Genomic DNA, 15,246 nt, shown 5'->3' with positions numbered 1-15,246 from the left:
ACTCCTTCATTCCTATTTACTGCCTGTCAACGCGATCCCTTTCACAAAATATCTTTGGAAAAATATAAAGATCAAAAAGGTCGGAATAAATGATAGCACCGATCCGGCCATTTCTACGCCAAAATTCCCTTCTTTAGTCAATAGGGACGCTAACCCCACAGTCACCGGATACATTTCATTGCTTGTTGTAAAAATTAAAGGAGTCAACAAGTCATTCCAATTTGCGATAAAGCTGAATGTTCCGACGGTTGCTATCACAGGTCCGGACAGGGGTAAATAGATTTTAAAAAATACCGTAAAATCACTTGCTCCATCCATATACGCAGCTTCTTCTAAATCTTTCGGCAGCGTCATCATATATTGCCTTACAAAAAACACCCCCATAATCCCCCAGATTTCCGGGACGACCAAGGGCAAATACGTATTGATCCATTCGAAGTTACTGAACATAATGTATCTAGGAATAATAAGCAATTGGCTTGGAATCATGACAACTGCCATCATAATCCAAAATAATGAATCCCTAAAAGGAAACTGTTTTCTCGCAAAAATATAACCAAGAATAGCGGAGAAAAACATATTCGTACATACCGGAATAATCGTTATGATCAGTGAGTTCACAATCCATCTCATATAGTTAGCGTTGGTAAAGATATATGTAAAATTCTTAAAAGAAAGATCTTCATTCAACAGCCATTGAAATGGATTTCCAATCGGGAATCTCATATTCACAATAGATCCAAATAGCATAATAATAAACGGCGTCAGGAAAAGTATACCAAGTATACATAAAGGGATATAAACAAAATTGCTTTTTAAGGACCTTATCATCCGCTCTCTCCTTATTTATATGTCGTTTCTTTACCTAGGAATTTTTTCTGTATGATAGAAATGATAAAGATGATGAAAAACAAGACATAGGCCAATACACTCGCGTATCCAAATCTTAATGAAACAAACCCTTCTTGATAGAGATAGTAAACAATTGTAGTGGTAGCATAATTAGGGCCGCCGGAAGTCAATAAGAAGGCCGAATCAAAAATCTGAAAAGAACCGATCGTTGTGATAATGGCGACATAAAAATGGATTGGCAACAAAAGAGGAAATGTTATTTTCCAAAATATTTTCCAAGAGGACGCCCCATCGATTCTCGCTGCTTCATATAATTCTTCCGGCATAGACTGTAATCCGGCATAATAATAGATCATTGTACTCCCACAGACTTTGAATATCGATAAGCCTGCCAGCACAATCATCGCCTGGCTTGAACTTGAAAAAAAGAGTTGCGGCTCGATGCCGAATATAGACAGCAACATATTGATCAAGCCTGATTCAGTTCCTTTAAATAGCCAATCCCAAATCCCCGATATTACTACAAATGAAGTGACAACCGGCAGAAAGAATAGTCCTTTAAAGAAACCTGTTCCTCTTTTCCCGGTGTTGATCATCAATGCCATACCTAATCCTATAACCATTGTCGGTACTATGTAATAAATAGAGAAAACCACGGTATTCCAAAGCGCTTTCCATGCTAGAGGATCTTTGAACAGCGCTAACCAGTTCTTTAAACCGATAAATTTGGGATCACCAATGACCGGCCAATTGGTAAAGGTCAAAATAAAGCTAAACAGAATCGGAAAAAGTTGAAAAACGGCAAAATGAATTAAAATAGGGATCAAAAAGATATAGACTAAGCCGTATTTATTCCAGTTCCTCTTGATTCTTTCTTTTCGTGTCATATTCGTTACACGTTGATTGGCATGCACTTGATTTATTTTTATTTCTCCCGCCATCCGCTCACCTTCTTAAAAAAGTAAAGCTTCCATTTATAGCTTTTGCTTTGTGCAAAATCGGGTCCATGGAAGCTATTATTATTCTTCATTTATTGTTCTAGATTTACGATGTTCATCTTATTGTTTATCGATTTCTCCCTTTATTGCTTCTGCTGATGCATCGGCGGCTTCTTTCGGCGATTTGCTTCCTTCTAACATCGCTTGAAGCTCAGCTTGGATTTTAGGCATGATTTCGCGGGCCACCGGATGAATCACCCCTGGTTTTGTATACTTTAACCATTCTGTCATCTGCTTCATTTCCGGATCATCATTATAGATATCCGAAGCTGATTGGCGGGCCGGCACGTATTTTGTGAGCTTATTAAATGCTTTGGAGCCTTCTGTATCCGTCATTGCCTTAACTAACTGAGCGGCAGCTTCTTTATTTTTGCTATTAGCAGAAACGACAAACATCCCTGTTGTTCCGAATGTTACTTGCTTTTCTCCTTTTAGAGGCGGCCCAAGCACATAATTGTCAAATCCTCTGTCCTTAAGTGTGCTTAAAGTTAAACCCGATGCTGTAGAGGATAAAGCTTTCCCTTCCAGAAAACCTGTAAAGTGGTCGAGTGCTGTTGTTGAATCTTTTGGAATCCAGCCTTTTTTATACCAGTCATTGATTTTCTCGAATACTTTTACACCTTTTTTATTGTTGATGACAACCTTATTATCTTTGATGATGTCTCCGCCAGCCTGCCAAATCAATGGATAAAGTGTGGAGTTCAATGTATTTGCACCTTCAAAATTTCTGGCAAAATAGCCTTTCGCAACTGCTTTTTCGGCAAGCTGATCGAATTCTTCCCATGTTGTAGGAGGAGCATTTTTATCTCCGCCAACCTCTTCCAGAATCTTTGTATTGTAGACCATCGACTGGACTTCATGCAGAATAGGCAGCCCATACATTTCGCCTTTATAAGTTACAGCGTCCAATGAACTCTTAGGGAAATCGTCTTTATCAAAATCATCCCCTAGTAATTTTGTGATAGGAGTCAGCACATTTTTACTGGCAAACTGCGCCATCATATCAGGAATCAAGTAAAAGACATCTGGTCCTTCCTTAGCTGCAAGCGCTGTCAAAATTTTCGTTTCCCTATTTGCCCAAGGGATTTCTTCAAATTTTACTTTTGTATTTGGATATTCTTTTTTAAATTGTTTCGCCATATCATCAAATACCGCTGTCTGTTGATCCTTTAAGTCTGATGCAACGTAAGGATGAACCCAAACTGTCAATGTTCCTGAAAATTTCTTCCCTTTTCCATCTGATGAAACCTTCTCATCTTTTCCAGAGCATGCAGATAAGAGCAACAAAAATACCAATGTTAAAATGAGATAAAAACGCTTCTTCTTCATGAATTCCCTCCTCTTTTACTGGTTCATATCTGGTTCATGTAATTCATATTAGTTTCGTTTACAAAATATGTCAATATTTATTTTTGAAAATTCAGTCTTTATTCGCCGAAAATCTTGCATATGCCTCGCTTTGTTTATTCATACTTTCCAGCATCCGCATGACATCAATCGTCTCTTCAAATGGCACAGTGGAATGGCCGGTTTGGAAAAATGCCATTATGTTCTTAAGCAAACCCGTGTAAATGGGTTCACTGCCGGAAGCTAATGGAATTGTACGGTTATTCAGTTTTAGACTAAAAGGTTCGTCTCCTCTGTTTTCAAAAACCATTCTCACTAATTGATGATTATAAACACATTCTACGATTTCTCTGCCGCCATTCCTTTTAACCGACAATTCTTCCGGTAAGCCCCCCATTAAGGAAACCACCATTTCTGCCAAGTGAATCCCATACCAAAAATAGCCTGGAATACTGGAATGAAAAAGAAGAGGGCCATTAAACTGAATCGCTTCCTCAGTTTGTGTATAGGTATTTTTAAAGTTTTCAAATGCTGTCACAAACCGTAAAGCTGAAGAACTCATGATCGGTGTTTTCGCTTTATGGCTTAACCGTTCTAGCTGAATTGCTTCCGCGGCAGTCAACGATATTGGCTTATCTATAAAAACAGGCTTGTTATAGTTCAGCAGTCCTTTCAATTGCGCCTGTTTTTCATACGGATGCACCGTCAATAATAAAAAGGCATCACATCTATCCGCCATTTGTGGAAAACTTGCCAATTGAACCAAACCGTACTGATGGATCAGCTTTTTTTCTATGTCCTTTTTCCGTTCCTGGTCAATGGATGGCTCGGCAGAATAAAAACCTATCACCTCCCCTCCCGGTACATGGTATGGGTTCAATGCATTGGTCAGTTGTTCAGTAAAAGCGACTGCATGCGTAGAGTCGGCGCCGATGATCCCTATTCTAATCAAGAGCTATGTTTCCTCCAGCGTTCAATATTTTCTTTGATAAATTCGTCATCATTCATATGCGGGTACTCTTGATAGATTCTATCAATTTCCTCATTTTGGCCCGGACTCAATTGTTCCTCCGGCTTAAGGCACCAATTCCCCTGGAGCAACCCCTGCCTTGCCAATACCTCATTGATACCAGCAATACACCCTTTGAAATGATTCTTAGCATCAAATAAGACCGAATTTGCATCTGTTACTTCATTTGCTTTCATCAGCCATTGCCCAGGAATGGATGGTTCCATCCTTGCTTTTTTCAATTCTTCAAACAGATCAACGGCACGCTTTGTCCACACTGCCCAATGCCCCAGCAAACCGCCTGCAATCCGTTTCTCAACCCATTTTCCATCTATATGCACTTTATAGATAGAGAGCAGATCGTGGATGATTGAATCATCATTTCCTGTATATAAAGCAATATCATCCCTTCTGGGTGATTGGCACACGGCTCTTACTACGTCCAATGTCTTATATCTGTCAAAAGGAGCTATTTTTATGGCATGGACATTCTGAATGTTTGAAAACTCGCTCCAAAAACGATAGCTTAACACTCTTCCTCCTACAGACGGCTGAAGGTAAAAACCAAATACCGGAATAAGATCAGCTACCGCTTTCGCCCTTGCAAGCAATTCTTCTTCTGAATAGTGGTCAAGATTCCCCATATTGAGAAGTCCCATTGAATACCCTATACTCTTAGCAAACTCCGCTTCCTTGACCGCTTGATCAGTCGGCCCACATATTCCTGCCACCTTGATGAACGGCCGCTTCAGTCGCGCTTTTTCTACCTCTTCCATCGCCAACGTCAGTACTTTTTCGAACAGCTTGAATTCCGGATCCCTAATCTCAAACTGTGTCGTATGAACGCCTACTGCGATGCCGCCTGCTCCTGCATCCATATAGTAACGTGTCAACGCTCTTTGAGATTGTTCGTCCAACATCCTCTGTTCTGTCAATGCCAAGGGATGGGCAGGTATAACAGTGCCTTCCAGCAATAATTTCCTTTCCAGTGGATCCATCATATTAGAAAGCCCCTTGCCTTTCCTGGAAATGTGTTGGTTTTTCATAGACAGACCCATCTTGACTTACCCATTCAGCGGTCCAATCGATCATGTCCATTAAAGGAACACGAGGATAACCAAACAATTGATGGGACTGTGAGGCATTATTCAATAGCGCTGTCGTTTCTTCTTCCGAGTGGAAATGGACTTCTTTCTTGAACCTCTTTCCGAATTCATTCGCCAGCCACCGCACAGAAATCTTTTCCGGACCCGTAATATTCAGCACTTTCGGCGGACTGCTGCAATGCAACAACGAGCGAATGGCATACTCATTTGCATCTCCTTGCCATATAAAATTGACGGCTCCCATTTCCAAATCAATCGCCTGTCCCGTATATACTTTTTTGGCGATTTCCAAAAGCACTCCATATCGTAGATCAATCGCATAATTCAATCTAAAAAATAAGACAGGTGTATGATTCAATTTCGAAAAATAGGTCATGACCCTTTCTCTGCCGAGGCATGACTGGGCATACTCACCAATCGGGTTCACCTGATACTCTTCCGTACATTCACCCTTCCCTAACGATGTAAGCGGATACACGTTTCCAGATGAAAAAACAACTATTCTTGATTGTTTAAATATGTCAGCTACCCTTCCAGGCAAATATGTATTCATGGCCCACGTTAGATGTTCATTGTTTTGAGTGCCGAATTTTTTGCCTGCCATATAAATCAAGTTTTTTACTTTTGGCAGCTGTTTTAATTCCTCATCATTCAATAAATCTGCACGAATCGTTTCTATGCCTGAAGCTTCTAAATCATTTCTTACGCTTTCATCTGAAAATCTGGACACGCCTATTACTCTCTTTTGCAAATTTGCTTCTTCTATTGCTCTCTTTGCCATTTTTCCGAGAGTCGGACCCATCTTTCCACCAATGCCTAAAATCATTAGATCTCCATCTATTTTGGCTATATCTTCAATAAGGCGATCGGATGGTCTGGACAATAAATCCTCTAATTCTTCAACTGTTTTCATCTTTTTCCTCCCTTTACTCAAAGAATATTTCATTTCCGTTTTCTGCAGATTCATAAATGGCATGAATGATTTTCATAGTCAATAGACTGTCTTCTATTGAATGACGGGGGGCACTTCCATTCATGCAGCAATCTATAAATCCTTCAATTTGTTTCGGATAAGCACTCTGTAAATGCGAGACATCTTGGTCGATCTGCGGATATGCATTCAAAATGGTATTATAGCAGTCGGTTGAAACTACGAAATTTGGTTCTACCTCTACGCCTCCTTTAGTCCCATAGATTATACACACGGTTTCATCCTTGCTTGCATGCAATGTATAACTTGTATCCAAAAGTAAGCAAGCCCCATTATCAAATCGAATGGAAGCAGCAGCAAGCTCTTCAACTGTATTGTTGCCTTCGCCAGGATCAGCCGCTGTGTAATAGGATAGATTCTTAATATGATTTCTGCTGCCAAGTTTTTTATAGGTTACAGCTTTAACCGTTTTGACCGTAGGAGAAGCCATGAAATATAAACATAAGTCCAATAAATGAATGCCCACATCAATTAGCGGTCCTCCACCGGATTTTTCTTTGTCCGCAAACCATCCCCCAGGATTCCCTAATCTCCGTAAAGCAGACATTTTGGCATAATAGATCTCACCAATCGCGCCACTGTCCACCATTTCTTTTATTTTCTCCACCTTGGAATCAAACCTTCTCACAAAGCCTACCTGGAGTTGTTTTCCGCTCTTCTTAACAGCCGCTTCTATTTCCTGGGCTTCTTCATAAGATATACATAAAGGCTTTTCCACAAATACATGCTTTTGGGATGCTAATGCATCAATCGCTATTTGGGCGTGTGTGGCATTATATGTGCAAATAACAATTGCATCTATGTCTTTTAGCGACAACAATTCTTTATAGTTAGTACAATAATGAGGAATTCCGTACTGTCTGGCCTTTGCCTTTGCTCTTTCTGCATTTTGGTCACATATGGCCATTACATTCGAACGGCTGCTTCTTTGATGCCCGGCAATGTGCAGATCAGATATTGAACCGGCGCCAATGATTCCTACCCTTATTTGCTGTTGGCTCATACTTGGTCCCAAATCCTGCGTATATTGGCAAGGCCTGATTTAATCGCTTGGCCACAGTCTTCAATCCCCTCAAATTCTAATGAAATGGCGCCTTGATAATTTGATTGTTTGATTATTCTGATTACTTCGGTCATATTCAAATCTCCTTCTCCAGCAATTGCCCCTCTGAGTGATTTGCCATTTTTAGAAGTAAACCAACCTTCCCCCATTTCAATAATCGTATCCCGGTAATAAAAATCTTTAATATGGATAAATGATGCAAATGGAAGATTATTCATCACCGCGTTGATTGGATCTTCATCCACACACAAAAAATTGCCCACATCCAAAGTTGTCTTAAAATTATCCCTGTTGACCAATCGAACCAAAAGCTGCACTCGATCGCTAGCTTGTAGATAATAGCCATGGTTCTCTACACTGGTGGTAATGCCAAACGGCTTCGCATAATCAGCAATTTCCTGGCATGCCCTCACCATAAGCGGCAAATCATGGTAGTATTGTTCGATGTGCGTGTCACAGAGAGGCCTTATTGCTACATCATGCCGCATAAAACGGACTCCCAATGCTTTCGCTACATCCACATGGCATTTTACTCTCTCAATCTCTTTTTCATATTTTTGTTCCGTAGGCTGAATAAAATTGGCTCCGATTGCATAATTGGATAGTTCGATCTCTTCACTTTGCGCTTTTGATTTTATGGCCGCTATTAAATCCGGCTGTTCAACCAAGTCAAAGTGAATGGGAACCACCTCAAAGTGTTCGCCGCCGTTTTCTTTTACCCAGCTAATAGAATCCAAAAAAGTCATGTCTCCTTTGTGGACCGCTTGATGTAGGCTGTATGAACTTACGCCCAATTTCATTCGTTTATCCTCCCCTTTCCGTTGGTTCATATCTGGTTTATATAATACTAACTTTTCTTCAAAAAAATTACAATTATTTTTACAATATTTTGAAATTAATTATAGCAACTGTCTTTTTATTTCCTTTTTATCTTCTTTCTCCAGAATCCTTAAACCAATTAAGCACCAATTTACAATCAATCCTTTTTACAGTGTTGAAAAACAATCTTTTCAATGAACAAAATAGAAAACGGCTTCAATACCTCCTTTTGTAAAAGGATAAAAAGAAGAGCCAAGGTGCAAGCGACGATTGATATCCGCTCCAGGATGCTCGCTTTCCGCGGGGCGGGCGGTGATCCCGCAGGAGTCTCGCACCTTCCGCTCCTATCAATCAACCTTATGATCAATCACTCAACTTATTTAAAAACAAACCACCTTTTAGAAAATAGACGTATGATAAGATGGATGACTCAATACCTAAAAAGGTTTCGTTTCATGAGATTCGCAAGTCAACAGGTAAGACCGTCGACAAAGGAGCTGGACGTTGAGCATGATAAAAAACGCCATGGCTGATGGATGGTACCATGGAATTCATAAAGTAAAAGCACTTGGTGAATGCCATCATCAAATACTTAATAATGAGACCAAGAGCCAAATAAAAAAATGTCAGCGTTTACACATGGCCAACTTTTTATTTCAACAACGTGGAGTACCACAAAAATGTTGGGATATTTATATTGCCTTCATCTTTTTTATACTAAACTTCGAAAATCAACAACCAATCGATTGCAAAAAAGCTGCTCCATAATTCCCCATTCTTTCATACCCGCGCTCATTTGGATGAAGGCCATCTCTTGTGAATGCTGTCAATGTTTGTTCGGTAAAACCACTGTTCCCATACATATCGCATACCGGAATACTATACTGAGCGCCAATTTCCTTTATTTTCTGCACATAACTATTTAATATATGCCCAGCCTTATTTACAAAATGTACATCATACATAGAATGGTTTCTTTGCAGTGGTGTAAACATTACAATTCGAATGCAAGGATTATGTTCTAAAATAAACCGTATTAAATCTTGATAGGCACCATCGAAAGTATTGGTATCATAATCGTCTTCTTCATTTTCTATTGGGACATCCAGTTTAAAATCGTTTGTTCCCGCCGCAATTGTCACTAAATCAAATGATGTATAGTCTATGTTTTTCCCCGTTGTGTTTGTGCCTGCTCCATTCATGGTGCCATTAGCCATCGGCCTGCCTGAAACGCCCATATTCAATACTTCAGAAAATCCAAGCTGTTCACGCATAACCGTTTGATACCCTCTTACAATCTTATTTGTATCATTAAACGGTTGGCCATCCTGCCAGGTAATAGAATCACCAAGTGTTACCCATTTTTTATTGGACCATACAGAACTGATATTCATCATCTCCTTAAGTATTCTCTTCTCTGATCTATACATTAATTTGCGATTCAATGCCAAATTCCTTCTGTTTGCAGGTTCTCTTATACTCTTTTACTTTCTATAAAAATTAGGAACTCTATCATCTCAGGAAACGATGCTGAATCGGTTTATATTACCAAAAGAGACTAACTTTCTCACAATAATAAAAAAAAATTAGAAGTTCACCACTCCCTAATCCATCTAAAATCAGGAAATGATAAACTTCTAATCGTTTATTTCTTTATTATGTTTCTATTTATTCTTATAGTCCTGGAAACTTTTCTGGAGTATGTCCATTAAAGTTAGATGCAGGTTCGATTTTGCCGTCTTTCATTAACTCGTAAGCTTCATTCATTTTCGTAAGTGTATCTGCTGATAATTGATGGCGGCCTTCTTCTTTAATAAAGCCGGTGGACTCTGTATCTGCGTGAAGCACGACATTTCCGCCTTTAAAGCTTCCATCAACAACAGAATTCAATGCTTTTTCAACATTCATCGACATGAATTTAACAACAGATGTTAACACGATGTTTTCAGAACCATTGGCCCCGTCATCATATTGGTCAACATCGCAACCAATTACTTTTACGTCGCCTTTTGCTTCCTTAACCGCTGTGAATACGCCATTGCCGGTTCCGCCTGCTGCAACAAAAATTTGATCTACGCCTTTTTTGATCAATGCATTTCCGATTACTTTTCCGGTTGCTTCATCTCCAAAAGATCCAGCATAGTTGCCGCCAATGTTTTTGCCAGTTACATCCGTGCCGGCATAACCTGATAATTCAACAACTTCAATATTCTTTCCGAAAACCTTATTAGCGTAATTTACGCCTGATTCAAAGCCAAATTGATAATTGACGTTTGAAGGATAAGCAATCCCATTTACAACCGCTACTTTATTTGATTTTGTCTCAAGTGCTGCAGCCATCCCTGCGAAAAAGCCGCTTTCCTGTTCAGCGAAATTCATGGAATAGATATTATCAAATTCTTTTTGGTCGCCTACAGGTGTTGGCTCAGAGTCATTTATAATAAACTTTTTGTCCGGATTTTCTAAAGCAATACTGGAAATTCCAGCGAATTGAAACCCTGGTGTTACAATAACATCGTAATCTGCCACAATATCAGCAACCGCTTGTACAGCCGCAGCAGGGTCGCCAGATTCTTCTTTAACAGCTTTTACTGTTGCTGTTGGATGTTTTTTAATAAAGTTCAAAATCCCGTTATAGTTATCTTCATTAAAGTTGCCATCATCAACGCCTGTAAGACTTGTAACAATCGCAATTTTTAATCCGTCTTTAGCTGTTCCAGCCTTTGCTTCCTTATCATTATTTCCGCATGCTGCCAAAACAGCCGTCATTAATGCAAGGACTAATACCATTGCTATTTTTTTGGTATGTTTTTTCATTACAATGATTCTCCTCTGTTAATCAGGTTGAATTTTTGCTTGTGTGAAAATTCAACAGCACCGAATGACACCAGTGCTTGACTTCAGGAAGGTACATTCATCTCCATCTTTTTATGCTCAACCTCGCAGTCAAGCGATTCATGATCGATTAATAGAAGCCTCCTGGCCGCATTCCAAATGTTATACTAATATAACTTAAATTCTCACTAAGCCATAGTACCACCGGTAATCCCGCCTGTCAAACAAAATCCGTATTTTTTCTAATGCAACTGCGATTAACATTCGGAAACTGGCCGAACAGGACGTATATTTCAACCATATTAGAAGCAAATCTGCATTAATTCTTAAAAATCGATCTTAGAATCATCAGTTATCAATGACAAACCCTCTGGTTCATTCGGTAACAATCCTTCCTTTTTGATATTCTTTTACAATCACTCATGTACGTTTTTCACTTTGTTTAGACAACATAAATAAACACCCCAAAAGTTAGAGTTGAAACCTAACTTTTGGGGTGTTAGCAAAACATACATATACCTACCTTTTTCCCTTATCATAAATTTCCCCTAAAGCTTTAGGAGCGCGATTTGATTTAGAGAAAAAGATTAATAACAATAATGTTAATAGGTACGGTAAGATCATGAATAAATCGGTAAAACTGCTTGGCAATGCCATTGACTGGGCAATAAAAGCCCCGCCGGATTTTGCAAAACCAAACAAAAGGCAAGCGGCTAAAGTAGGGAGAATTCTCCAGTTACCAAAGATTAATGCAGCGATGGCCAAGAATCCATATCCCATATAAATACTAGAAGAAAAATTAGCCGAAATAGAATATGCAAAACACATGCCGCCAAGGCCTGATAATAGACCTGAAATTAACACGGCAGAAAATCTAATTTTCGCTACATCTACACCTGCTGCATCAACTGAATGAGGATTTTCCCCGCACGCTCTTAAGCGCATGCCAAATTGTGTTTTATATAAAAGATACCAAGCAAAAATAGCAATCACAATAATAATCACTTCGAACGGATAGACATTCGTAAAGACTGCTCCAATGACCGGTATATCAGCTAAACCATTAACCGTAAACCGTTCCATGACACCTAATTGGAACTTGTCTGAAGCCGTTCCAAATACAAGTGCATTTATTTGTGTCGTTAAGAAAGTCGTTAGGGCCAGTGCCAAAATATTAATCACGACACCGCTTATAACTTGATCTGCCTTAAACTTAATACTTAGTACAGCATGAATAACGGAAAAAGCCATTCCGCCAATCATCGCGAATAGTAACGCTACGTAAAATAAATCTTGAATATTTGTGCCAAAAGCATTTGCAATTAGAACAGCTGACAGCGCTCCGATGAATGCCCCAAAACCTTGAAAGCCTTCAAGTGCTAAATTGGTAATACCGCTCTTTTCACTATATATGCCGCCTATTGCGATAATAAAAAGAGGCAGAGCAAAGGATAAACCATCAATAATTACTGTATCCATTATGATTCACTCTCCTTCCGATCCACTTCTTTTTCCTTCAAACGGCTGATTTTATATTTCATATACACACCGCATGCACTAAACAGGAGGATTAACCCGACGATCACAGAAGAAATTTCTTGTCTGATTCCTGCCTGCGAACTCATATACGTGCTTCCCTGATCAATAATAGATACTAAAAAGGAAGAAAAAATCACGCCAATCGGATGAGAGTTCCCTAATAGCGATACAGCAATGGAATCAAAGCCGATGCTTGATAATACCTTTGGCTGGATGGAAGAAAAATAGCCTAAATAATAAGTGACACCCGCAAGGCCAGCCAAGCCTCCTGAAATAATCATCGCCAAGACTGTATTTCTTCCTACATTAATCCCTGCATATTTAGCGGCTTTGCGATTGGAACCAACGGCTTTGATTTCAAAGCCAACCACCGTTTTGTCCATGACAAACTTGACTAAAACAGCGCAAAGAATAGCCAGAATGAAGCCGAGCGGAATATCCATTTTCAAATTAGCTATTTCGACATTCACTAAAGTTAATCTTGCTGCATCTGATATATATTGGGACTGTCTTGAAACAGGGTCAATATAATACATTTGAATAAAAAAGCTGATGACATATTGAGCCATATAATTCAACATAATCGTCGAGACTACTTCATTAATGTTGAATTTATATTTCAGCCATCCTACTAATCCCCCCATTAGTCCCCCGGCAACAATTCCGATTACCAGCACAAGCGGCTTTGCGAGGATGGCATCCAAACCGCTGTAACCAACAATAATTGTCGCTAAAAAACCGGAGACAAGCATTTGGCCGGCAACCCCGATATTGAATAGGCCTGCTCTAAATGCTACAGCGACTGCCAAGCTGGCAAACACAAGCGGCGTCATGGCATTCAGCAAGCTCAGAAAATCAGTCAGCATGCTCTTATAGCCAGCATAAGCGGGCTTAGGTAAAATCCCCGCTCCTTGGAATAAGTTATAGAACGCCTGTAAAGGGTTTTTGCCGATTAAAAGTATAACAACTGCGGCAGCAATAAAACTTATAATTATGGAGATTAAAGGTATGGAGATCGGTTGCCATTTCTCATTCGTTAATGGCTGAATAAGACTTGTACGGAAGATTCTTTTCTTTTTATCTTTACTCATGCTTTGCCCCCATCATATATTCACCGACTTCATTCGTCGTTAAGGATTCACTGCTAGCAACTTTTTGAAGTTGGCCGTTATAGATCACTCCAATGGTATCCGCCACATTCATGATTTCATCTAACTCCAATGAAATGAGGAGAATCGCTTTTCCGCGGTCCCGTTCTTGAATCATCATTTTATGGATGTTCTCGATCGCGCCAATATCGACTCCCCGCGTTGGCTGAACGAAAATCATAAGCGGCGATTGCAATTCGATTTCGCGTGCAATAATCGCTTTTTGCTGATTGCCGCCGCTCATCGAACGAACTTGCGTTTTGACACCTTGTCCGCTTCGAATGTCATATTTATCGATCATCTTCTTGCCAAATTGCTCGAATTCCTCTTTATTTAAGATTCCCTTACTAGAAAAAGGCTCCTTATAGTACTGCTTTAAAGCTATATTGGTTGATAAATCAAAATCCAAAACCAGCCCATAGCTTTGCCGGTCTTCAGGGATATACGATATTCCCGTTTCTGTTCTGTTTCTTATACTTTCATTCGTGATATCCTTGCCCTGAAGGAGGATTTTTCCGCTGCTGACCTTGGTTAATCCAGCAATGGCATCCGCTATTTCGACTTGGCCATTATCTGCGACCCCAGCAATGGCAAAGATTTCACCGCTGCGGATGGCAAAGGAAACATCTTTCACCACTTCAAATCCGTCTTCATTTTTAATCGTTAGTTGCTCTACCTTTAATACTTCTTCTTTAAATTGGGCAGGCGCTCTTTCTGCTTCAAAGTTTACCTCTCTGCCCACCATTAATTGCGCCATACGGTTAATCGATGTTGTCTTTACATCCAGCACATCCACTAGTTTGCCTTTATTCAATACGGCACATCGATCAGCCACTTTCTTGATTTCTTCCAGCTTATGTGTAATCAATATGATCGTTTTCCCGCCTTCTCGCAGTCCTTCGATAATATTGAGCAAGAACTCGATTTCCTGTGGTGTTAACACGGCTGTTGGTTCATCGAAAATGAGGATTTCTGCTTCACGGTAAAGAACCTTCAAAATTTCTACACGTTGCTGCATAGAAACATTAAGATCCGCTATTTTTTTCGTGGGGTCCACTTCTAAGCCGAATTTTTTAGACAGTTCTTCAATTTTACGATTGGCATTTCGAATATCCACGTATGGAAAAAGGCCTGCAAACTTTTTAATCGGCTCGACTCCCAAAGTAATATTCTCGGTAATCGTATAATCAGAAACTAGCTTAAAATGCTGGTGGACCATGCCGATATTAAGCTTTGCCGCATGGTTAGGCGAACTAATTTGCACTTTCTCTCCCCGGATATAAATGTCTCCTTCATCCGGTTCGTACATGCCTCCCAACATACTCATCAGCGTGGATTTACCTGCGCCATTCTCTCCAAGTAAAGCAAAAATTTCCCCTTTTTTTATGCCAATGGATACATCGTCATTCGCAACTATTCCAGGGAAACGTTTGGTTATATGTTTCATTTCTACAATATACTCGGACATCTGTTTTCTCCTTTATTACAATAATCATAGAAAGAAAAATTTAGAAGTTTATCATCCCCTTGTTAATCTGA

At 39.6% G+C, this 15,246-nt stretch carries 14 protein-coding genes; 1 reads left to right on the top strand and 13 read right to left on the bottom strand.

Features of this window, described 5'->3' with window-relative positions; translation table 11 throughout:
- Positions 1 to 12 precede the first annotated feature (12 nt).
- From BN1765_RS03245 to BN1765_RS03210, 8 genes are all read right to left on the bottom strand, one after another.
- Entirely contained in the window at positions 13 to 831 is an 819-nt protein-coding gene (locus BN1765_RS03245; RefSeq protein ID WP_050613816.1) for a carbohydrate ABC transporter permease, read from the bottom strand.
- An 11-nt stretch (positions 832 to 842) separates the two neighbouring features.
- A complete protein-coding gene (locus BN1765_RS03240) occupies positions 843 to 1,739 on the bottom strand; it encodes a carbohydrate ABC transporter permease (RefSeq protein ID WP_187119474.1) in 897 nt (298 codons plus the stop codon).
- A gap of 171 nt (positions 1,740 to 1,910) precedes the next feature.
- Complete coding sequence (locus BN1765_RS03235; protein WP_050613814.1) at positions 1,911 to 3,179, bottom strand: sugar ABC transporter substrate-binding protein; 1,269 nt, start codon at positions 3,177 to 3,179, stop codon at positions 1,911 to 1,913.
- A gap of 91 nt (positions 3,180 to 3,270) precedes the next feature.
- Positions 3,271 to 4,149, bottom strand: a complete 879-nt coding sequence (locus BN1765_RS03230; RefSeq protein ID WP_050613813.1) for a Gfo/Idh/MocA family oxidoreductase — start codon at positions 4,147 to 4,149, stop codon at positions 3,271 to 3,273.
- A complete protein-coding gene (locus tag BN1765_RS03225; RefSeq protein WP_050613812.1) occupies positions 4,146 to 5,207 on the bottom strand; it encodes a dihydrodipicolinate synthase family protein in 1,062 nt (353 codons plus the stop codon). The genes BN1765_RS03230 and BN1765_RS03225 overlap by 4 nt, the downstream gene beginning before the upstream one ends.
- A gap of 1 nt (position 5,208) precedes the next feature.
- Positions 5,209 to 6,225, bottom strand: a complete 1,017-nt coding sequence (locus tag BN1765_RS03220; protein WP_050613811.1) for an NAD-dependent epimerase/dehydratase family protein — start codon at positions 6,223 to 6,225, stop codon at positions 5,209 to 5,211.
- A gap of 13 nt (positions 6,226 to 6,238) precedes the next feature.
- Positions 6,239 to 7,306 (bottom strand): Gfo/Idh/MocA family protein, encoded by a 1,068-nt coding sequence (locus BN1765_RS03215; protein ID WP_050613810.1) that lies wholly within the window; start codon positions 7,304 to 7,306, stop codon positions 6,239 to 6,241.
- Positions 7,303 to 8,166, bottom strand: a complete 864-nt coding sequence (locus BN1765_RS03210; protein WP_050613809.1) for a sugar phosphate isomerase/epimerase family protein — start codon at positions 8,164 to 8,166, stop codon at positions 7,303 to 7,305. The genes BN1765_RS03215 and BN1765_RS03210 overlap by 4 nt, the downstream gene beginning before the upstream one ends.
- Positions 8,167 to 8,689: 523 nt before the next feature.
- Here BN1765_RS03210 and BN1765_RS03205 point away from each other — a divergent pair.
- Complete coding sequence (locus tag BN1765_RS03205) at positions 8,690 to 8,953, top strand: hypothetical protein (protein WP_147554138.1); 264 nt, start codon at positions 8,690 to 8,692, stop codon at positions 8,951 to 8,953.
- Here BN1765_RS03205 and BN1765_RS03200 read toward each other — a convergent pair.
- The 5 genes from BN1765_RS03200 to BN1765_RS03180 all read right to left on the bottom strand — a co-directional run bounded on the left by BN1765_RS03200 (position 8,917) and on the right by BN1765_RS03180 (position 15,175).
- A complete protein-coding gene (locus BN1765_RS03200) occupies positions 8,917 to 9,630 on the bottom strand; it encodes an SGNH/GDSL hydrolase family protein (RefSeq protein ID WP_082195403.1) in 714 nt (237 codons plus the stop codon). The genes BN1765_RS03205 and BN1765_RS03200 overlap by 37 nt on opposite strands.
- A gap of 229 nt (positions 9,631 to 9,859) precedes the next feature.
- The gene (locus tag BN1765_RS03195; protein WP_050613806.1) at positions 9,860 to 11,002 is read right to left on the bottom strand and encodes a BMP family lipoprotein; all 1,143 of its coding nucleotides are present in this window, start codon (positions 11,000 to 11,002) and stop codon (positions 9,860 to 9,862) included.
- Between the two features lie 537 nt (positions 11,003 to 11,539).
- Positions 11,540 to 12,499 carry an ABC transporter permease gene (locus BN1765_RS03190; RefSeq protein WP_050613805.1) on the bottom strand — a complete coding sequence of 320 codons (960 nt, stop codon included), beginning with the start codon at positions 12,497 to 12,499 and terminating at the stop codon, positions 11,540 to 11,542.
- Positions 12,499 to 13,650 carry an ABC transporter permease gene (locus tag BN1765_RS03185; RefSeq protein WP_050613804.1) on the bottom strand — a complete coding sequence of 384 codons (1,152 nt, stop codon included), beginning with the start codon at positions 13,648 to 13,650 and terminating at the stop codon, positions 12,499 to 12,501. The genes BN1765_RS03190 and BN1765_RS03185 overlap by 1 nt, the downstream gene beginning before the upstream one ends.
- Positions 13,643 to 15,175 (bottom strand): ABC transporter ATP-binding protein, encoded by a 1,533-nt coding sequence (locus tag BN1765_RS03180; protein WP_050613803.1) that lies wholly within the window; start codon positions 15,173 to 15,175, stop codon positions 13,643 to 13,645. Before BN1765_RS03180 ends, BN1765_RS03185 begins: the two co-directional genes overlap by 8 nt.
- Positions 15,176 to 15,246: the final 71 nt, after the last annotated feature.

Origin of the sequence: Bacillus testis, from assembly GCF_001243895.1 — a bacterium.
GTDB classification, from domain to species: domain Bacteria; phylum Bacillota; class Bacilli; order Bacillales; family DSM-1321; genus Bacillus_AD; species Bacillus_AD testis.
The sequence above is the reverse complement of the archived record's forward strand: the minus strand, read 5'-3'. Positions and strand labels throughout refer to the sequence as shown.

Excerpts from the sequence above, each read along its gene's own strand:
- BN1765_RS03240 (WP_187119474.1), bottom strand. The coding sequence starts at position 1,739 with ATGACACGAAAAGAAAGAATCAAGAGGAACTGGAATAAATACGGCTTA.
- BN1765_RS03220 (WP_050613811.1), bottom strand. The coding sequence starts at position 6,225 with ATGAAAACAGTTGAAGAATTAGAGGATTTATTGTCCAGACCATCCGAT.
- BN1765_RS03195 (WP_050613806.1), bottom strand. The coding sequence starts at position 11,002 with ATGAAAAAACATACCAAAAAAATAGCAATGGTATTAGTCCTTGCATTA.
- BN1765_RS03180 (WP_050613803.1), bottom strand. The coding sequence starts at position 15,175 with ATGTCCGAGTATATTGTAGAAATGAAACATATAACCAAACGTTTCCCT.
- BN1765_RS03185 (WP_050613804.1), bottom strand. The coding sequence starts at position 13,650 with ATGAGTAAAGATAAAAAGAAAAGAATCTTCCGTACAAGTCTTATTCAG.
- BN1765_RS03235 (WP_050613814.1), bottom strand. The coding sequence starts at position 3,179 with ATGAAGAAGAAGCGTTTTTATCTCATTTTAACATTGGTATTTTTGTTG.
- BN1765_RS03210 (WP_050613809.1), bottom strand. The coding sequence starts at position 8,166 with ATGAAATTGGGCGTAAGTTCATACAGCCTACATCAAGCGGTCCACAAA.
- BN1765_RS03190 (WP_050613805.1), bottom strand. The coding sequence starts at position 12,499 with ATGGATACAGTAATTATTGATGGTTTATCCTTTGCTCTGCCTCTTTTT.
- BN1765_RS03225 (WP_050613812.1), bottom strand. The coding sequence starts at position 5,207 with ATGATGGATCCACTGGAAAGGAAATTATTGCTGGAAGGCACTGTTATA.
- BN1765_RS03215 (WP_050613810.1), bottom strand. The coding sequence starts at position 7,306 with ATGAGCCAACAGCAAATAAGGGTAGGAATCATTGGCGCCGGTTCAATA.
- BN1765_RS03245 (WP_050613816.1), bottom strand. The coding sequence starts at position 831 with ATGATAAGGTCCTTAAAAAGCAATTTTGTTTATATCCCTTTATGTATA.